The sequence below is a fragment of the Vibrio sp. 2304 genome, from assembly GCF_033339475.1.
Classification (GTDB): domain Bacteria; phylum Pseudomonadota; class Gammaproteobacteria; order Enterobacterales; family Vibrionaceae; genus Vibrio; species Vibrio alginolyticus.
Genome location: NZ_JAWOUQ010000005.1, coordinates 116,405 through 136,806 on the forward strand (window position 1 = coordinate 116,405; position 20,402 = coordinate 136,806).

The 20,402-nt window shown below is 45.3% G+C and carries 17 protein-coding genes and 1 riboswitch; of the genes, 12 read left to right on the top strand and 5 right to left on the bottom strand.

What is annotated here, in order from left to right:
- Positions 1–176: 176 nt before the first annotated feature.
- The gene (locus R7P64_RS11950; protein WP_318119068.1) at positions 177–2,000 is read left to right on the top strand and encodes a DUF3413 domain-containing protein; all 1,824 of its coding nucleotides are present in this window, start codon (positions 177–179) and stop codon (positions 1,998–2,000) included.
- Between the two features lie 75 nt (positions 2,001–2,075).
- On the opposite strand, the gene R7P64_RS11955 is transcribed toward R7P64_RS11950, so the two are convergent.
- Positions 2,076–3,050 (bottom strand): TDT family transporter, encoded by a 975-nt coding sequence (locus R7P64_RS11955; protein ID WP_318119067.1) that lies wholly within the window; start codon positions 3,048–3,050, stop codon positions 2,076–2,078.
- 112 nt (positions 3,051–3,162) lie between these two features.
- Here R7P64_RS11955 and R7P64_RS11960 point away from each other — a divergent pair, with 112 nt between their 5' ends.
- The 5 genes from R7P64_RS11960 to dapD all read left to right on the top strand — a co-directional run bounded on the left by R7P64_RS11960 (position 3,163) and on the right by dapD (position 7,964).
- Positions 3,163–4,080 (top strand): LysR family transcriptional regulator, encoded by a 918-nt coding sequence (locus R7P64_RS11960; protein WP_005427361.1) that lies wholly within the window; start codon positions 3,163–3,165, stop codon positions 4,078–4,080.
- 165 nt (positions 4,081–4,245) lie between these two features.
- The gene (locus R7P64_RS11965) at positions 4,246–4,545 is read left to right on the top strand and encodes a YebG family protein (protein ID WP_005386503.1); all 300 of its coding nucleotides are present in this window, start codon (positions 4,246–4,248) and stop codon (positions 4,543–4,545) included.
- 156 nt (positions 4,546–4,701) lie between these two features.
- A riboswitch (Fluoride riboswitch) is annotated at positions 4,702–4,776 on the top strand.
- Between the two features lie 132 nt (positions 4,777–4,908).
- Positions 4,909–5,601 (top strand): iron-sulfur cluster assembly scaffold protein, encoded by a 693-nt coding sequence (locus R7P64_RS11970; protein ID WP_009707467.1) that lies wholly within the window; start codon positions 4,909–4,911, stop codon positions 5,599–5,601.
- A 23-nt stretch (positions 5,602–5,624) separates the two neighbouring features.
- On the top strand, positions 5,625–6,608 hold the full coding sequence (locus R7P64_RS11975) for a GGGtGRT protein (RefSeq protein ID WP_009707468.1): 984 nt from the start codon (positions 5,625–5,627) through the stop codon (positions 6,606–6,608).
- Positions 6,609–6,932: 324 nt separating this feature from the next.
- Complete coding sequence (dapD, locus tag R7P64_RS11980; protein ID WP_005391708.1) at positions 6,933–7,964, top strand: 2,3,4,5-tetrahydropyridine-2,6-dicarboxylate N-succinyltransferase; 1,032 nt, start codon at positions 6,933–6,935, stop codon at positions 7,962–7,964.
- 81 nt (positions 7,965–8,045) lie between these two features.
- Here the strand turns inward: dapD and glpQ are convergent, their stop codons facing one another.
- Positions 8,046–9,101 carry a glycerophosphodiester phosphodiesterase gene (gene glpQ, locus R7P64_RS11985; RefSeq protein WP_005380201.1) on the bottom strand — a complete coding sequence of 352 codons (1,056 nt, stop codon included), beginning with the start codon at positions 9,099–9,101 and terminating at the stop codon, positions 8,046–8,048.
- A 56-nt stretch (positions 9,102–9,157) separates the two neighbouring features.
- A complete protein-coding gene (glpT, locus tag R7P64_RS11990) occupies positions 9,158–10,522 on the bottom strand; it encodes a glycerol-3-phosphate transporter (RefSeq protein ID WP_005380199.1) in 1,365 nt (454 codons plus the stop codon).
- 895 nt (positions 10,523–11,417) lie between these two features.
- On the opposite strand from glpT, the gene R7P64_RS11995 reads away from it, so the two are divergent.
- From R7P64_RS11995 to R7P64_RS12015, 5 genes are all read left to right on the top strand, one after another.
- On the top strand, positions 11,418–12,272 hold the full coding sequence (locus R7P64_RS11995; protein ID WP_005380195.1) for an MIP/aquaporin family protein: 855 nt from the start codon (positions 11,418–11,420) through the stop codon (positions 12,270–12,272).
- 59 nt (positions 12,273–12,331) lie between these two features.
- Positions 12,332–13,849, top strand: coding sequence for a glycerol kinase GlpK (glpK, locus tag R7P64_RS12000; RefSeq protein ID WP_005380193.1), 1,518 nt, complete (start codon positions 12,332–12,334; stop codon positions 13,847–13,849).
- A gap of 158 nt (positions 13,850–14,007) precedes the next feature.
- Positions 14,008–14,799 (top strand): DeoR/GlpR family transcriptional regulator, encoded by a 792-nt coding sequence (locus R7P64_RS12005; protein ID WP_005380192.1) that lies wholly within the window; start codon positions 14,008–14,010, stop codon positions 14,797–14,799.
- A gap of 175 nt (positions 14,800–14,974) precedes the next feature.
- Positions 14,975–16,534 (top strand): glycerol-3-phosphate dehydrogenase, encoded by a 1,560-nt coding sequence (glpD, locus tag R7P64_RS12010; RefSeq protein ID WP_318123557.1) that lies wholly within the window; start codon positions 14,975–14,977, stop codon positions 16,532–16,534.
- Between the two features lie 275 nt (positions 16,535–16,809).
- Entirely contained in the window at positions 16,810–17,763 is a 954-nt protein-coding gene (locus R7P64_RS12015) for a CorA family divalent cation transporter (protein ID WP_005380188.1), read from the top strand.
- A gap of 73 nt (positions 17,764–17,836) precedes the next feature.
- Here R7P64_RS12015 and R7P64_RS12020 read toward each other — a convergent pair whose 3' ends face one another.
- Positions 17,837–19,021 (bottom strand): NnrS family protein, encoded by a 1,185-nt coding sequence (locus tag R7P64_RS12020; protein WP_213886687.1) that lies wholly within the window; start codon positions 19,019–19,021, stop codon positions 17,837–17,839.
- A gap of 182 nt (positions 19,022–19,203) precedes the next feature.
- Here R7P64_RS12020 and R7P64_RS12025 point away from each other — a divergent pair, with 182 nt between their 5' ends.
- Positions 19,204–19,755: a gamma-glutamylcyclotransferase family protein gene (locus R7P64_RS12025; RefSeq protein ID WP_005380184.1), complete on the top strand. Its 552-nt coding sequence runs from the start codon at positions 19,204–19,206 to the stop codon at positions 19,753–19,755.
- A 38-nt stretch (positions 19,756–19,793) separates the two neighbouring features.
- Here the strand turns inward: R7P64_RS12025 and R7P64_RS12030 are convergent, their stop codons facing one another.
- The gene (locus tag R7P64_RS12030; RefSeq protein WP_054728374.1) at positions 19,794–20,381 is read right to left on the bottom strand and encodes an outer membrane beta-barrel protein; all 588 of its coding nucleotides are present in this window, start codon (positions 20,379–20,381) and stop codon (positions 19,794–19,796) included.
- Positions 20,382–20,402 lie beyond the last annotated feature (21 nt).

A 20,402-nucleotide genomic window follows, 5' to 3' on the forward strand; every position in this document is an offset into this window, starting at 1 on the left:
TTCGGAAAAAACAAAAGGTTATATATCACTCAAATAGAGTATGAATCTTCTGAATTTTCACATGTCAATCAAGTCTGACACTTCCATACAAAATGTGACATTCGTCGCAACTATTCCATAATAAAAAACACTGTTTTATACTCCCTCTACCCATAATTTATAAACAAACAAAAAGTATGTTTCGCAAACTGTCTTCCAACAGCGCTTGGCTGATTGCTTTTTTTGCTTGCTTTGCAGTGTATCTGTCGATCGCTTGTTATCCTTTTGTGTTGTCTAACAATCAAAATGAACCGCTAACCTTGTTGCAAGGTTACTATTTGGTTTCGACTCAATATGGCTGGCTGGGCTTGATCGCTCTTCCATTTATGTTGCTGAGTTTATTGCTCTCTTTTCTACCGACTCGAGCATTCAAAGGCATCGTGATCGCTATCGCGATCTGTCTATTGATCATGTTTAAAGTCGATATCCTCGTTTTTCAGCAATACAAACTTCACATCAACGCCCTATTAATTCGTATGTTTTTCGAAGGTGGCGGTGATGTCTTCGATATTTCTTGGATGAGTTGGCTAATCTTCATCAGTGAAGTTGCCGTTCTGGTGATCGGGCTCGCCTGTACCGTTTGGGTAAGTAATAAACTGGCACAAAGCCGAGCTAAGTTCGTTTTGATCAGCGTCTGGTTTGCTGTATTGCTTAGCACACAGATGATTCATGCGTACAAAAACGCGCTTTACGACGATGAAGTCAGTCAGTTTTCGAATAACTGGCCACTTTACTACCCGCTGACGGCTCGTAAATTTATTTACAAACACGACCTAGTGGATGAGAACATTGCATCGAAGAACCGCGTAGAGTTAACCAACATTGAACGTAGCTCACTCAACTACCCGCTTGCGCCCATTCAAGTGCAAAGCAAAGAGAAGCAGCCCAATGTTTTGTTTATCTTGGTTGACGCGTGGCGCTACAGTGATGCGACGCCGGAAGTCATGCCAAATGTCAGTAAGTTCGCTGAAAAGACAGTGAATTTCACACAACATATGAGCGGCGGCAACTCAACTCAAGCGGGTATTTTCAGCCTGTTTTACAGCTTGCCCCCGACCTACTGGGAAAGCTTTTACGCAAGCCAACGCTCTCCTGTTTTTATGGATACGCTGCAAGCAGAAGGCTACCGCATGGGCATTTTTGGCTCGGCACCGCTCACCAGCCCGCCACTTTCTCGCACGGTATTCAAAAAAGTGTCGGACTTGACCCTGAAACAAACTGGGGAAACAGCAGTCGAGCGCGATCAGCAGATAACAGACAAGTTCATCGAGTTCCAAAAGCAGGACAGCGACAAACCGTACTTTGGTTTTCTGTTCTACGATGCCGCCCACGGTACGGTGTTTCCCGAGCCTGAATTTGCGAAATTCAAACCATACTGGGAACGCGTTGACCACATTTTGCTCAACAACGATTTTGACGCTTCGCTTTACCATAATCGATACAAAAACTCGTTGTACTACATCGATAGCTTGATTGGTGATGTGCTGAAAAACGTCGACTTAGACAATACCATTGTGGTGATTTCATCAGATCATGGTGAAGAGTTTAATGACCATAAGATGAACTATTGGGGCCACACGGGTAACTACAGTGACGTTCAAGTACATGTGCCTCTTTACGTGTACATGCCAAATCGTCAGCCAGAGCAAGTTGATTACCGCACGACCCATTTTGACGTCGTGCCAACCATGATGAATACGCTGTTTAACGTTCAAGGCACAACGAGTTCATACAGCGTTGGTCATAACTTGTTTGATAGCTCTGCCTCTCGCGATTGGTATATTGCAGGCAGCTACTACAACTATGCATTGGTCGGCAAAGAACTGATGCTTGTGGTCAATCCTGGCGGGCACTCTCAGCAACTGAATCGCCAGTTAAAAGTCGAGAAAGAACAGAAAGTTCCTGTCGATATCATTCGTCATTCTCTGGATGAGATGTCGCGATTTTACAAAAAAGGCTAGTGTCCAACATCGACGCCGATTGAAATAAAAAAGCCTCTTGGTTGTAAGACCAAGAGGCTTTTTCCTATCTGCTATTTAAGCGTGATGAGCGTGCATCAAGCGTGGCTGAATCAATAAGTTGTTGATGTATTGTAAGGCCACATAAGAGACAACAAATGTTGCCACAATCAACTCAAGACCAGCTAAGCCTCGCACTTGTTGAACATAGTGCGCAGCCAATCCTTGCAACTCCATCCAATTCGCCATTTTAAACAGCGCCGTCGCACCGATCACCATCGGGAAGGTAAACGCTGCATAGCCAGGGCTGAATGGCAGTCTAAGCAATTTAAAGAACGCGAGATATATGATGGCTGTCATCAATACTGCGATACCAAACAACAGAGCAATAATCACTGGTGAAGGTGTTGCCGTTACGGTTAGGTAACCAGCCAATGATAGGCTTGCTGGTGCCGCCATGATTGCCATAGTTGGTTTTGCTGCATCAGGGATTTCATGAGTGAACATGAAACGGTAGATCATCATTGGCAACATCACCGCGTAAGCCAGCATACCGAAGATCAATGCACCGTGTGCAATAGGTGCAAGCACTGGGTTACCTGAGAAAGACACGTCTGCAACGATAATACCCACTGGCGGTACGAACCAACTTGGCACCATGTGGTGTAGTTCGAAGTCTTTCGCGCGGTGGTACAAGAAGCTCACTAGGAACACGATATGTAGAGCTACCGCCACTAACCAAAGCACGTCACCTGCAACAGGGAAAAAGTGCCCTAGAGAATTTGAAACCACCATGGTTCCCATCGCGAAAGTTGGAACGACACTACCCACCACAGGGTGCGCAAGATCTTGTCTCAACAAATGATTGTGAAAAAGAAATTTAGTCGCCAAGATTGCTAGCAGTACGCTTGCAATACCTGCGCTAATCCACTGTCCATAGCCATGTAATTCGGCGAAGTTTTCCCAACTCCAACCTAAGCTCGCAATACCAAGAGCCAGACCCGCCATTGGGGTTGGTGCTCCCATTACTTTTGCTTTTGTTCTTTGAATCATTACGACCTCAAAATCTAGGCTAACTTTCTATGGGGTGTATATTACTCTTGCACTTCGTTCCAATATATCTAATTATTTAAAACTAACGTTCAGATAAACTTAACGGAATGTCATGCCTAGTCATATCTCTCTTAAACAACTGAAAGTTTTTACTACGATCACTCAGCACAAAACGCTCACAGCGGCTTCTGAAAGCCTGTTTCTTTCTAAGGCGGCCGTGAGTATGGCGCTGTCTGAGTTAGAGAAACAAATTGGTCATCACCTATTTGACCGGGTGAACAACCGCTTAATTCTCAACCAAGAAGGACAAAAACTTTTGCCCCTCGCGGATGAACTCCTCAACCGAGCTCGGGATATTGAGAGTGTGTTCGATGGCGACCAAACCTTATCAGGGCTGCTTCGCATCGGTGCCAGTGACACCATCGGCAACCAAGTTGCACCTTACCTGTTAAGTGATTTTCGTGATGAAACAAATCACCAGTCGCAGAGTTTGTTCATCTCCAACTCTGCCCAGATTTGTGACATGTTGATTGCGTACGAACTCGACATCGCGCTCATCGAGGGCAAGACCATACACCCAGAGTTGGAATCAACGCAATTCAGTGAAGACGAAATGTGTGTGATTTGTCCGCCGGATTACCCTAACTTCGATGAAGGACCAATCAGCCTAAACGAACTCGAAGACACAGAGTGGATTCTGCGTGAGGCGGGGTCTGGCTCTCGAGAGTTCTTTATGCGCGCCATCGCTCCGCGTCTAGAACACTGGCATGAGGCTTTTCAGCTCAATACAACAGAAGCGCTGATCAATTCGGTATCTGCTGGGCTGGGTTTAGGTTGTTTATCACGCCTATCTGCAGAACCTGCAATTCGAGATGGTCGTGTGAAAATGCTCAACATGCCACTGGATATGAAGCGTCGCTTCTGGCTTTTGATCCACAAAGAGAAGTATCAAAACCCGCTCCTGCGTACATTCATTGAATTCTGCCAAGATTGGGAGCGACCAGAGAACCCACATCTTAAAGATGGCTAGTTCGAGATGGGTCGTTCACGGGAGGTAGTTCAAGGCAGATAGTTCAAATGCTGGTCACTTAGTTGTACACGGCTCTCATTCTGAGGCTTGTCGCTAGACTTAATTGGTCAAAAACTGTATAAAAAGCCAGTATAAAATTTAACAAATTAACTTAGAGGACCAACCATGGCTGTAATCGTCAAGTACGTGGTAGAACGCAATGGAGAAGAGAAAATGACTTTTACCTCTAAAGCGGAAGCTGACGCATACGACAAAATGCTGGATATGGCGGACGAGTTATTCTCACTGCTAGGTAAGAGTGAACTTCTAGAAGACGAAGGTAAGCAAGAAGATCTTGCAATGTACCTTGCGCAAAACAAAGAAGAAGTGCTTTACGCTCTGGGTGCAAAACGTAAACCTGCACCAAAAAAAGCAAAGAAGCTTGAAGCTGTTGAAGAAGATAGCGAGCAAGAAGACGCTGCATAAGCCTCTCATTTGTTTAGAAAAAACGTCGCATTATGCGGCGTTTTTTTATGCGTTGTATTTATCGCCATATATCTCTGAGAATATAAAGAACCGATTTAATATCCCAAATTGCTCTAAATTTCATGTTGCAGATTAGTGTGACTTAGATCTAATCTAAATAGGCACGGTGATGGGGTGCCACCGGAATCGAAAGATTCGAACCGCTTTAAAGCTAATGACTCCTACAGAAACGAAAACAGGTCAGCCCTGTTGGAAATGCTTTCTCCTATATTGTGAAAGCAAGAGTTCTGTAGTGAGCAATTCAACTCTTCTCCAACCCCGCTCCTGTTTTCTCAAAAAATAAAAATACACTGGGAAAACATTATGCAATATTCACACGAAATCCAATCAATGTGCCCGATTCAACGCGGCGATCTTCATGCATCTGCACCGATCCCTGTTGAAGGCGCAATGATCAATCCAAAAGACGTTATCGCAATTTCTGGTCTTAGCCACGGCGTTGGCGCTTGTGCTCCTCAACAAGGCGCAGCAAAACTGACTCTTAACGTCAAAAACGGCATCATCGAAGAAGCTTTGATCGAAACGATCGGCTGTTCAGGCATGACTCAATCAGCCGCGATGGCCGCAGAAATCCTAACAGGCAAAACCATTCTTGAAGCACTGAATACCGACTTGGTATGTGATGCTATCAACGTCGCGATGCGCGAAATCTTCCTTCAATTTGTTTACGGTCGTACTCAATCTGCTTTCTCTGAAGGCGGCTTGGAAATTGGTGCGGCACTGGAAGACCTTGGTCAAACTCAACGCAGCCAAGTAGGTACTAGCTACTCAACCAAAGCAAAAGGCGTGCGTTACATGGAATTGGCTGAAGGCTACGTAACAAAACTCGCACTAGACGAAAACAAAGAAGTGATTGGTTACCAATATCTCAACCTAGGCAAGATGATGAAAGCCATCAACGAAGGCGTATCTGCAGCAGAAGCCGCAGACAAAGCAACAGGGACTTACGGTCGTTTTGACGAAGCCGTATCTACCATCAACCCACGCCAACAATAATTGCCACCAAGAGGAAAGAGATTATGAACACTCCAATTACTGAATCTGTACGTCGCACATTAGACGAAATGCAACTTTCTTCTCTGGAAGAGGCTTACCAATACTGTATGGATCGTGGTATCGACCCTAAAGCGCTGGTGATGGACACTCAACCTATCGCGTTTGAAAGCGCTGCCGATGCCTACACGCTAGGCACTGCTTTGGCGATTTTCCGCGGAGCAAAAACAGCAGAAGAAGCTGCAAACATCATCGGTGAAGGCCTTCAAGCCTGCACAAAACCAGGCAGCGTAGCAGAACAACGCCGAGTGGGTATCGGTCACGGTGCATTGGCGGCTCGTCTATTGAATGAAGAAAGTGGCTGTTTCGCTTTCCTTGCCGGTCATGAGTCATTCGCAGCGGCAGAAGGCGCAATCAAAATCGCATTGAACGTCAACAAATCACGCAAAAATCCGTTGAAAGTGATCCTGAACGGTTTGGGTAAAGACGCCGCTTACCTAATCTCACGCATTAACGGTTTCACTTACGTACGCACTCAATACAACTACCAAACTGGAGAGTTAGTGGAAGTAGAACGTCGCCGTTTCTCCCAAGGTCCACGAGGTGAGATCCTTTGCTACGGTGCAGACGATGTGCGTGAAGGCGTAGCTATCATGCATAAAGAACAAGTGGATGTGAGCATCACAGGTAACTCAACCAACCCGACTCGCTTCCAACACCCTGTAGCAGGTATCTACAAAGCGGAACGTAACCGTGAAGGCATGCCTTACTTCTCTGTGGCATCAGGTGGTGGTACTGGTCGTACTCTACACCCAGATAACGTGGCGGCGGGTCCTGCATCTTACGGCATGACCGACACAATGGGTCGCATGCACGCCGATGCACAATTCGCGGGCAGCTCTTCAGTACCTGCACACGTAGCGATGATGGGCTTCATCGGTATGGGCAACAATCCAATGGTAGGGGCAACGGTTGCACTTGCAGTAGAGGTCGGTGAGCTAAGCCTCTAAATCGATTTATCGCTTTACTATCCAAAGCCAGTAAATCCAACAAACCCAGTGTAGGGGGAGTGACTTCGGTCCTCCCCTTATTTTTTGCGATGCGCCCTTCTCCAACTTCACTGTATCTCTGCCCAAAATCGGTCTGATAAGGCTTTTGCGACACATTTCTCATCAGACAAACATATCTCTAAAAAGACAAAAGGTATCCATCTACAGACTTTCTCCATTTCCCCTCTTTAAACTCCCGAACACTCTCTTTATGATGACTGACAACTTAATTATTTCTTGTCAGTGAACAGACGAGACACAAGACTCAACACATGGAGATCAACTATGGCTTTCTTCTCTCTAGCCTTTGGTACGGCAACTAAAAACCGCGACGGCAAAATCATCGAAGCGTTTTTCCCAAACCCAGTTCTTAACCCAAGCGAAGCGCTTGTTAACGCACTAGCAGCAGTAGCAGGTTACGAGCAAGGCAACCAAGCTATCGAGATCTCTGCAGCACAAAGCGCAGAACTGGCAGCAGCATTTGAAGCAAACGGCGATGCAGCAAACGCATCTTTCGCAGCAAAAGCAGCAGAATCAGCACAACCACTTGTACTGGTTATCCTTGCAACTGACGAGCAGCCACAAAGCGTTGCTGAAGGTTTCCTAAAGCTTCAACTTATCTCTAACCGCCTAGTTCAGCCACACGGCACGGTACTAGACGGCATCTTCGGTCTACTACACAACATCGCATGGACTAACGAAGGTCCAATCGACCTACCTGAACTAGCAGAGCGTCAAATCGAAGCTCGCCTAGCGGGTCGTGCACTAAGCGTAGATTGCGTAGACAAGTTCCCTAAAATGGTGGACTACGTGGTACCAACTGGCGTTCGTATCGCTGACACTTCTCGCGTACGTCTTGGCGCACACGTTGGCGAAGGCACAACGGTAATGCACGAAGGCTTCATCAACTTCAACGCGGGTACAACTGGCGTGAGCATGGTTGAAGGCCGTATCTCTGCTGGTGTAGTGGTTGGTAACGGCTCTGACATCGGCGGCGGCGCATCTATCATGGGTACGCTATCTGGCGGCGGTAAAGTTGTGGTTTCTATCGGTGAAAACTCGCTACTAGGCGCGAACGCAGGTCTTGGTTTCCCAATGGGTGACCGTTGTACTATCGAATCAGGTCTGTACGTAACTGCTGGTTCTAAAGTACGCATGCTAGATTCTGCTGGTCAAGAAGTAGAAGTAGTGAAAGCCCGCGATCTTGCTGGTGTTTCTGACCTACTGTTCCGTCGTAACTCTGTAACAGGTCAAATCGAGTGTCTTGCAAACAAGAGCGCGGTTGAACTGAACAGCGAACTGCATAAAAACAACTAACTCATTCGTGAATTAGCCCTACGAAAAATCCCCCAGCAGGAAACTGTTGGGGGATTTTTTAGCTTAAAGAAAAATGCGTGATTACTGATTTAAAAAGCTGACCGCTTTATCTGGGAAATCAGTAAACAAACCATCCACTTTTACTTGGTTGTAGTACACATCCATCATGCCTTCAAAGCTGTCAGTGTACGCTGGAATGCGTCCTGGATCGGCGCGGAACGTGTATGGATGCACTTGCAAGCCAGCGTCTTTTGCAGCCTTCATCAACGGCTTGATGATGATATTGTCTTTGGTTGACTTATCATCCACCAGCATCGGCTTCCAAGGTCCAATTCCTTCCGCGTAACTCGCTACTTTCTTCATTCCGTCGGCTTCGAACATCCAGTCATAACTGTATGGTGTTGCCTTGTCGCCTTTGTACACCATAGTTTCGTTCCAGTCAGTGTAAGCCATAAGCTGAACGAGCTTTAAGTCCATGTCCATTGCAGGCATGAGTTCACTGTTGATGCGTTGAAGTTCATTCGCATCAAAACACTGAAGGTAGACTTTGTCGTCTTGAGAGCCGTAACCGTACTGCTTCAAGACTTTAAGTACTGCTTTAGAAATGTCCTTACCTTCATGACGATGGAACCAAGGCGCTTTAATTTCTGGGTAAATACCGATGTCATAACCCAGCGTTTTGTTTAAGCCTTGGATCAGCTCAATCTCTTCAGCAAACGTCGGCACGGTGAAATCAGATTTCCACATAGGGAATCGGGTTGGATAGCCCGCTACTTTGTTGCCTTTCTCATCGATGTTGAACCCTTCGGTAACTCGCAAGGATTTGATTTCCGCCAGAGTGAAATCAATCGCGTAATAACGACCATCTTTACGTGCACGATCAGGAAAACGCTCCGCAACATCCGTTACGCGATCGAGATAATGGTCATGCAACACGACCAACTGGTCGTCTTTCGTCATTACCACATCTTGCTCTATGTAGTCAGGTTTCATTGCGTAAGCAAGTGCTTTGGCTTCTAGCGTGTGCTCAGGCAAGTAGCCCGATGCGCCACGGTGCGCAATGACAAGCGGCTTCGCAATCGCACCAGCAGAGAGGCTAAGTGCTAAAAAAGTAAGACATACTGACTTTGTTTTCATTGTTATTTCCTTGATAAAGCGAAGAGGCAGTATTCCACTGCCTCTTTAAATAAATATTACGCTAGCGCTTCCTTCTCGCGCTCTTTTTGCTCGTGGTGCGCACGTTCACCTAAGAAGGCGTACATCAAACACACGATAGAAGTAATACAAGAACCCACTAAGATGATAAAGCCACCATCCCAGCCAAAGTGGTCTACGGTGTAGCCCAAAATCGCGTTTGCGGCAACTGCCCCACCCAGGTATCCAAACAAACCAGTAAGACCAGCGGCAGTACCTGCGGCTTTCTTCGGAGCGAGTTCAAGTGCGTACAAACCGATCAGCATAACCGGACCATAGATTAGGAAGCCAATTGCAATAAGCGCCATCATATCTACTGTTGGGTTGCCCGCAGGGTTAAACCAATAAACCATCACTGCAACTGTCACTAGCACCATAAATAAGATACCAGCAGGTGCACGACGACCTTTGAACAATTTGTCAGAGATCCAACCACACAATAGTGTTCCTGGAATGCCAGCCCATTCGTATAAGAAATAAGCCCATGACGATTTATCTACCGAGAAATCCTTCGCTTCTTTTAGGTAAACAGGTGCCCAGTCCAGTACGCCGTAACGAATTAGGTAAACAAATGCGTTTGCAATTGCAATCGACCAAAGAAGTTTGTTGTTGAAGACGTATTTGAAGAAGATTTCCTTCGCTGTCATTTCTTGTTCATGGGACTTGTCATAGTCATCTGGGTAATCGTCTTTGTATTCTTCAATAGGAGGCAGACCACAAGACTGAGGGGTATCGCGAACCGTCATCCAAACAAACACAGCAACCAACGTGGCGAAAAATGCAGGAACATAAAATGCAGTGCGCCAATCATCGTTAAATGCCCACAGGCCAAGAATAAATAGTGGACCAATCAAGCCACCACCCACGTTGTGCGCCACGTTCCAAACCGAAACGATCTCACCACGCTCTTTACGTGACCACCAGTGCACCATGGTTCGGCCACAAGCAGGCCACCCCATCCCTTGGAACCAACCGTTTAAGAAAAGCAAAATGAACATCGCAGTGACGCTACCAGTCGCCCATGGCATAAAGCCAAAGCAAAACATCACTAATGCAGACATCAATAGGCCGCCACTAAGGAAATAGCGAGGGTTGGAGCGGTCTGAAACGCTGCCCATTAGAAACTTAGAGAGACCATATGCAATGGAAACAGCTGCCAAGGCGACACCTAAGTCTCCGCGGCTAAAGCCTTGCTCGATAAGATAAGGCATCGCCAAACTGAAGTTTTTACGAACTAGATAGTAACCGGCGTAGCCAACAAAGATACCGATAAAGAGTTGCCAACGGAGGCGAGAGTAGGTGCTATCGATGCTGCCAGGGGACAGACGATCAATGTGCGCCTTAGGTTTGAATATTCCAAACATAGGAACCTCATTATTTTGTATGCGATGGTAAAAACACAAAAGGAGCGAACGAAACAAAATAAATCTTCGTTCGAAAGTTCATGAATTGTATGGAGTTAGGATTTTATTTCTGTGACAAATGTTGCACATGGATTAAATATAAGTAAATACAGTAAATTATATGAGCATTAATTAGATCATCGTTCAACTTTACTCAAGATTCGTTAATATGAAACTGATATTCAAACCTCTCACTTGAGCATTCTAATTCGAAACCTTTGAAACAAAGGCTCGAATTAGAACATAAACTAACCGTAAAAAGGGCGATTTACGCCTGCCCTACTCGCTCCGAACCAACTAATAACTAAAAAGCTGAAAAACGATCACGTTTAGCATCAAACGAAATAAAAAAACAATTTTTATTTGAATACAAGCCGAAGCAATGATTCACAAACACAAGACATTAACAGCGTTTATTCTCTTCTCAACTCATCCTATTGGTACCAATGGGATGACGATTTTTTCTAAAAGTCCAAACATGACAGCGTATTTTTTATATCACTGCTATCCCTTGATACATTTGACATTCCGCTACTCCTTTAGGGTTAATTGCTACACAAGTTCTGTGCAATAAGTCTCCAAGCACGTAGCAGCTTCACAAAACTCCTCTTACCAGTTGTGCATTCTTTTTCACATCGGTAATTTGAGCGCTCTCAACACTGGCCTCGTGACAAATAAATTATTTTCGTTGTGTTCTTTTCCGGTTAAAAGATGCGCCATTTAACAAAAACGAAGACTTTGATTAACAAATTTATGCTCAAACGCTCATTTTTAACGCTCGTTTGTTTTCGCAAACGTTTATATATGCACAATAGTATCGTGCTAGACAGGCAAAAATGATCAAAGGACTTTTAACATGACAACGAACAAACACCCCTCTCTGCTTGGAGAATGTTTGGCCGAGTTTATCGGTACAGGACTACTTATTTTCTTCGGCGTAGGCTGTGTTGCAGCCTTAGTTCTAACAGGCGCATCATTTGGACAATGGGAAATCAGTATTGTATGGGGCTTCGGTGTCGCCATCGCTATTTACTGTACGGCTGGCGTCTCTGGTGCACACATCAACCCTGCCGTTACCATCGCACTTGCTATGTTCCATGGTTTTGATAAGGCGAAAGTGGTGCCATACATTATCGCTCAAATGCTTGGGGCATTCTGTTCTGCTGCATTGGTATACAGCTTATACAGCAACCTTTTCACCGACTACGAAATCGCTCATAACTTCGTTCGCAGCAGCCAAGATGCACTAGCAACTGCTGGTATCTTCTCAACCTATCCGCATGCCTCCCTCTCTTTCTTTGGTGCTTTTGCTGTGGAATTCGTTATCACTGCTGTGCTGATGTTTGCGATTCTGGCTCTGGGCGATGAAAATAACGGCGCGGCACGTGGCGCAATGAACCCTCTATTGATCGGTATTTTGATTGCCGTCATCGGTGGTTCACTTGGCCCACTAACAGGCTTTGCGATGAACCCTGCTCGTGACTTTGGACCAAAGCTGTTCGCTTACTTCGCTGGTTGGGATTACGCTCTGACAGGTGCTAAAGACATTCCTTACTTTATCGTGCCTTTACTTGCTCCGATTGCAGGTGCGTGTTTTGGTGGTTGGTTGTATCCAAAAGCGATTGCCGCTTACCTTCCACAGCAAGGTCACGGTTGCACGATTCCAAACCAATGTGAGACGGAAGAAGAAACAGAAGAAGCTAGAGCTTAAAACTGACGTAACTCGAACATTTACTAAAATATAAATAACGAAACAAAAGGATTCTTACCATGACTGAGCAAAAATACATTGTTGCCCTAGACCAAGGTACAACAAGCTCTCGCGCAGTGATTCTTGATCATGATGCGAACATCGTAAGCGTCGCGCAACGCGAATTTACTCAGATTTATCCAGAAGCTGGTTGGGTTGAACATGATCCAATGGAGATCTGGGCAACACAAAGCTCTACTTTAGTAGAAGCCCTAGCTAAGTCTGGCATCCGTAGCGACCAATTAGCGGCTATCGGTATTACTAACCAGCGTGAAACGACCATCGTCTGGAACAAAGAAACAGGTAAACCCGTTTACAATGCGATCGTATGGCAATGTCGCCGTACTGCTGATATCTGTGAAGATTTAAAAGCACGCGGTCTCGAAAACTATGTACGTGACAACACTGGTTTGGTGCTTGACCCTTACTTCTCAGGTACCAAAGTTAAATGGATTCTGGACAATGTTGAAGGCGCACGAGAAGACGCAGAAGCAGGCAAGCTGTTGTTTGGTACTGTCGATACTTGGTTAGTTTGGAAGATGACTCAAGGTCGCGTTCACGTAACCGACTACACTAATGCATCGCGTACCATGCTGTTTAACATCAACGATCTATGTTGGGATCAAAAAATGTTAGATGAGCTTGGCATTCCAGCATCTATGATGCCAGAAGTGAAGCGCTCATCGGAAATTTACGGTAAAACCAACATCGGTGGTAAAGGCGGTACTCGTATTCCTATTTCTGGAATCGCAGGTGACCAACAAGCGGCGCTTTACGGCCAAATGTGTGTGGAAGCTGGCCAAGCGAAAAACACTTACGGTACGGGTTGTTTCTTGCTAATGAATACGGGCCAAGAAAAAGTCACTTCGACACATGGTCTTCTAACAACTTTGGCTTGTGGTCCTGCAGGCGAACCAGCTTATGCACTTGAAGGTGCCGTATTCATGGGTGGAGCTTCTATCCAATGGCTACGCGATGAATTGAAAATCCTAAACGGTGCAGAAGACTCTGAATACTTCGCGACAAAAGTGGATACATCAAACGGCGTTTATGTCGTGCCTGCATTTACTGGTTTAGGCGCACCATACTGGGATGCCTACGCACGTGGCACTATTGTCGGCCTTACTCGCGGTGTGAATTCAAACCATATCATCCGTGCAACATTGGAAGGCATCGCTTATCAAACTCGTGACGTACTGGATGCGATGCAAGCTGACTCAGGCATTAAGCTTGCGAACCTTCGCGTCGATGGTGGTGCAGTAGCGAACAACTTCCTAATGCAATTCCAATCCGATGTATTGAACACAGAAGTGCACCGCCCTCAAGTAACTGAGGTTACCGCTCTTGGTGCAGCCTACCTTGCCGGCCTTGCCGTTGGTTACTGGGATAGCATTGATGAGTTGCAGAATAAAGCGGTACTTGATCGCACCTTTGAGCCACACGATGATGAAGAAAAACGCAATCGTCGTTACAAGGGTTGGAAGCGTGCAGTGAAATGTGCACAAACCTGGTCTGAACTTCACGACGAAGAAGATTAATCTCATCTCCATAAGAAAAAAGAGCGCCATTTGTGCGCTCTTTTTGCGCTTTATCCCCGATTCCTGAACTCGCTTACTTCTCACAACGAGCAAATTCGAGCACAATAGAGCTTCGAATTTGAAGCATTGGCCGTTACCAATGCACAAGGGAGTGGTAAGTGAAGCAAATACCTCGACACCAGCAGATTGTTGAGCTGGTGAAAAAACAAGGCTATGTCAGCACGGATGAGTTGGTAGAAAGATTCAATGTCAGCCCACAAACCATCCGACGCGATCTCAATGAACTCGCCGATGACAACAAAATTCGTCGTTATCACGGTGGAGCCACTATTCCTCTCAGTTCTGAAAACACATCTTACAACACGCGTAAAGCGCTCAACTTCAATGAAAAAGATGTCATTGCAGACGAGGTAGTCAAACACATTCCAGATGGTGCCACACTATTCATCGATATCGGCACCACACCAGAAGCAGTTGCGCGAGCGCTCAATAAAAATCATAAACAGTTGCGTGTTGTCACCAACAACATCAATGTTGCGACCATTCTTTTCCCTAACCCTGAAATCAAAGTCATTTTGGCGGGTGGAGAAGTCCGCAGCAGAGACGGCGGTATTGTTGGCGAGGCTACCCTCGATTTCGTTAAACAGTTCCGTCTCGACTTTGGTATTCTCGGCATTAGCGGTATCGACTTCGATGGCTCGCTATTAGACTTTGATTACCACGAAGTCCGGGTCAAACAAGCGATCATTGACAATAGCCGTAGTGTATTTCTGGCCGTAGACCACACCAAGTTCGGGCGCAATGCTATGGTGAAACTAGGCAATATTGCACAGCTCAACATGATCTTTACCAATAAGCAGCCACCAGAAGAAATCTTGTCAATTTTGAAGGAAGCTTCTATCCCACTTGAAGTGGTTGAAGCTAACGAATCAAACTCCGAAAACGAGTAACATCAATCGTATAACTCCCCTCAAATGACCTCTGTCTTAATTAGACAGAGGTTTTTTTGTGTCTAAATCACACAAAACGCTCACAAACGAAAATAATAGATGATCACAAACGAAACCTGAGCTAGGATTACATTATGTTCTAAAATGCTCGTTCGCTCACCAAGAGGTCAAATTTATGAGTATACAAAATAATGCTTCCACTACTAGCTCATCCACTACCTTAGACTTGATCGTAATCGGTGGCGGCATTAACGGAGCTGGTATTGCAGCAGACGCAGCTGGCCGAGGTTTGAGTGTTGGCTTATACGAAGCAAATGACTTCGCATCTGCGACTTCTTCAGCAAGTTCTAAACTGATACACGGCGGTTTACGCTACCTTGAACACTACGAGTTTCGTTTAGTTTCGGAAGCGCTCGCAGAGCGTGAGGTTATTCTTCGTAAAGCACCACACGTCGCACTACCAATGCGTTTCCGTTTACCGCATCGCCCATTCCTACGCCCAGCTTGGATGATTCGTTGTGGCCTTTTCCTTTACGATAACTTGGGTAAACGTACGACGCTGCAAGGCAGTAAAACCGTCAACCTTGCGAAATCTGGCTTGCTAAAACCAGAAATGAAAACGGGTTTCGAATACTCTGACTGTTGGGTTGATGATGCACGTTTAGTATTACTGAACGTTCTTGCGGCTCGCGAAAACCATGCTGAAGTGCGTAACTACTGCCGCGTGGAAAAAGCACACCGTGAAGGTGGTATCTGGCACGTTACTATTCACGATGTGATGACAAACCAACGTTTCGAACGTAAAGCGAAAGCGTTAGTCAATGCTGCGGGGCCTTGGGTAAAACAGTTCTTTGATGATGGATTAGAGCAAGCCTCTCCTCGTAACATTCGCTTAATCAAAGGCTCGCACATCGTTGTTCCTCGTATCCACAACGAACCACACGCCTACATCCTTCAAAACAAAGACAATCGCATCGTATTTATGATTCCTTACTTAGATAAGTTCTCAATCATTGGTACAACAGATGTGGAATACAAAGGTGACCCACGTGAAGTGTCGATCTCAGATGACGAAGTCGATTACCTCATTGATATCGTAAACCAACACTTTGTCCACCAGTTGACTCGCGAAGATGTAGTTTGGACATACAGCGGTGTTCGTCCTTTATGTGACGATGAATCTGACTCTCCGCAAGCAATCACACGAGACTACACGCTAGAGCTCGATGCGGAATACGACCATGCACCTCTGCTTTCTGTTTTTGGTGGTAAGTTAACGACCTACCGTAAGTTAGGTGAAGCAGCAATGAAGAAACTTGCTCCGTTCCTACCTGAAATGGGTAAAGACTGGACGGCCAACCAAACCCTTCCTGGTGGTAACTTCAGCTGTAGTCGTGAACAATTAGCTAAACAAATTCACGCTAAATACACTTGGGCGCCAGAAGCATTGATTCTTCGTTATGTCACACAGTTTGGTACCCAAACCTGGAACTTAATGGAAGGCACAACAAGTGAAGCTGACTTAGGACAAACGTTCTCGGCACAAGCAGGTGGTGTTTACCAACGTGAGATCGATTACTTAATGAACCATGAAATGGCAATGACCGATGAAGACATTTTATGGCGCCGTACTAAGCTTGGTCTTTACATGAACGAGGAAGAAAAACAGGCCTTAACGGACTATTTAAAGAAAAAGCTACAACAGAAAGTGGTTAATCTTTCTCAAGTTGGCTAACAGCTCCCCTCCCTCCCCCACAATAAAGCCTGCTTAGTTGCAGGCTTTTTGTTTTGTTGTTTAAGCACAACACCTTGGTGCGCTCCACTCGATTGCAAATAAGAACAACTATTCATAGACATTTGGCGTTAAATACAATCATACTCATTTGAAAAATAATGCATCAATGACTTCAGAGTACCGTACTCAGAGAATTGCCTCTGTATGGCAATGCAATTCTCGCGAAAGAAGTATCTTGAGGTTATTTTGGTATCGGCTCAAACAAGGAAAAGAAAATGGGTTTTATGATTGAACATTGGGACTTCTCAACCCCAGAAGCAACTCAACAATCCACCACGGCAGAGCAAATTCAAGCTAAGCATTGGTACCATTGCGAACGGCTGCATCCTGATATTCGTGGTTGGCTGGAGCAGAACCAAGTACCTCGAGCTACGGTTGATCATCTATTAGCCGACGAAAGCCGACCATCTTTCCATCCTTTGGATGACGAGAACTTCATGTTGATTTTACGAGGCGTCAATATGAACGGCAATGCATCACCAGAAGATATGCTTAGTATTCGAATTCTCTACTTTCAAGGCGCACTCATTTCAACTCGTAAAATTCCATCACGCGCGATCATGGAGATTCGCCAAGCATTAGCGGAACACAAAGGCCCAAAAAGTCTTGCCAGTTTACTTCATCAGATCATTGAAGGATTAAACAGTAAAATAGACATTTACCTTGATACGATTGAAGAAACACTAAACCAGTTCGACGTGAATGATGAGTCGACGTACAAACATATGGCGACTCAAAAAGCACTGATTTCTATCAAGCGTTTTATTCGCCCTCAGCAGTACGCTATCCGTGATCTTGTGGAGTCAGAATCAGAATTGATTGCTTTGAGACCTCATCAATATCGCTTCGCACACAATAATATTACGCGCATAAATGAAACACTTGAGTTTTATCTTGGAGAAGTGGCGCTTTTCCAAGAAGAGATCAAACATCATCGTGATGAGAAAACCAATAAAAACAGTTACCTGTTTACTTTGGTAGCAACGATTTTTCTACCAACCAGCTTCTTAACAGGTTTACTCGGTATCAATGTTGGTGGAATGCCAGGCGTGGATTCCACCATGGCATTCACCTGGTTCTGCATCGCCTTAATTGTCATTTTTGGTCTAGAGTGGTGGCTATTTAAACGCTTGGGGCTCACAAATAAAGCGGACGACGAAGACGAGTAAACACTAAACCTATAAAGAACAAAAACCAAAAGAGGAGCACGCGGCTCCTCTTTTCTCTACTCACATTAGAATCTTATCCGGGGTGACCATCCACACGAGGGGTCACAAGCATCACACCAAAGCGCCACACAAATAGCCCAAACGCAACAATCCATAATCCGCCGCTGATATCAATCCACAGCATCATGTTCGCTGGGTCAAAGATCACGGCGAAACTGCGAACCAAAGCTGCCGCGGTAATTGCTGCAAACGCAAGGCTCATGTTTGGTCCTTTGTAGATCATGCGACCAGTATGTCCCATCGTCACCCGTGCAATCATCGCTAAAATCAAACCGCCTAACGCACCTATCGCAAACAGGTGAATGAGGTTATGGCTGGCAAATGCATCTCCCCAGACGCCTCGCAAAATGAAGCTTAGTGGTAAACACAAATACGCAGCATGCAGCGACCACACTAAAGGCTCGCTCAGGGTTAACCAAGGTTTCCAGCGAACAAAACGCACCAACTGAGCAACACCTGCAAATAGCATCAAAGGACTACCTAGTTCTGCAAACGTCACAGGGAAAAAGCTCAGCACAAATAGCATTACCAACGGCAAATTCGCGAGCCACTCTAACCAAGCCAATGGTTGCGCTTTTTCGAAATTAAATCGACGCGCAGTAAAAAATGGAATCACACGTCCGCCCATCACTGACAACAGCAAGGTAAACCACCACAGCATTGCTTGCCACACCGCTGAAGAGCTAAAGGGCGGCATACCTTTTATCGTTGCGTAGCTTGCAAAGTTCGCAAAGATGGCCAAAAGAAACAGTGGAACGAAAAACAAATTACGCCAACCTTTGGCTCGATACACACGAATGCCCACCTCATAGGCGACAAACAGTAAAAATACCGCTTCGATACTGCTGGTTAACCATAACGGTGCTGGTGTCCAAAGCAATATGCGGGGCACTAACCACAAGCCAAATAAAGCCAGAAGCATGTAATGCTTGGTACCATTAATGCCAGTCCAGTTTTGTACCGCGGTCAGTACAAAGCCAACTACAATGGCCATTGAAAAACCGAACAACATTTCATGTACGTGCCACCACAATGCAGGCACGGCCAATGCGCTTGGCGGCCCACTTTGGAACATCCACACCCATAACGCAATCGCAACAATGGCGTAAATCGACCCAAACAGAAAAAACGGCCGAAAGCCTAATCGCAGCCATGCGGGGATTTTTTCTTCTACTTTTTTATCGGTGATATTCAGCATTATCTTGCCCTCAAGCGTCTCTCGATGCTGGTTAACTCAACTACATATTGATGCTACCATAAACATGTATAGAAAATACATGTTTATAATTAAGATTATACTTAAGAGGTAAAGTTGTGCTTCAGATGCCGGTTAGGTATAAACATGAGAGGCACAACTATCAGTTAAGGGATGCAACGACAATGTACATATTTGGCTATGGCAGTTTGATTAATTCTGCGTCGCGTAAGTTAACCGGACAAACGGGAGAAGCCATTCCCGTCATAGCACATGGGTTGGTTCGCTACTGGGGGAAGATTGACGACAGCTACAGCCTCTCTCCATTAGTGGTGAACCAAGGCGATGGACAGGTTAATGGCGTTTTACTCGAAGTAAATGAAGAAGCGCTCGCAGAATTCGACCGCCGTGAGCGAGGTTATCATCGTATTCAACTTCAGCCAGATCAAATCGAAACAGATGCGAGTTTTAACCAAGAACATGACATTTGGGTTTACGTAAAAGACGAGCCACTACCACCATGCGCAAAGAGCCCAATCATGCAAAGTTATGTTGATACCGTGCTGGCAGGTTGCTTGGAAGTTTCCCACGCGTTTGCAGAGCATTTTGTGCGTCACACCATTGGCTGGCAACACGCGAAAGAAAATGACCGCCATCAACCCAAATATGGCAACCTTGCAGGCGTGCAAGAGCATCATTACGAGTTGATTGATAATCTAATAAAAAAAGGAGCCTAACGGCTCCTTTTTAGTATCTATGTTTTGCTTACGCGAGCTTAAAACTTGTAATCAACACCAACGTACAGGCTGTCAAAATCAAAATCTTCGCTGCCACCGTTTTCGGCATCAATACTTACCGAAGAAGCACGGTAGCCACCAGATACAACCAAACCTGAAGCGAACTCATAACCAGCCTCAACACCGTAGTTAAAGCCTACATCACGACCATCATCGGTAACAGTGCTAGATGATTTCACTTCATAAGAAACACTCATTACACCAAGGCCAGCAATCGCACCAACATAGAAGCCTGTACCTGCAAATTGGTATTTAGGCTTCGCATTGAAATTGAACGCAGAAGCATCAACACTAAATTTAACCGGCCACCCCATGTAAGAAAATGTTTCTTCAAAGTCGCCAAAGTATATGTACTCACCTTCAAAAGCTAGTTTGAAGTTTTCTGAATATTGAAGCTCTTTACCTACAGCAAGGCTAAGACCTGTCGCAGAAAAATCTTTTGACAAGCTTTTAACTTTAAGATCTGAATTTACCAAATCAGCACCAACATACCAGTTACCTTCTGCTTGAACTGATGCTGAAGCAACCACTGCACCTAAAGCCAATAATGGCAATACTTTTTTCATTATAATTTCCTAATTTTTCAT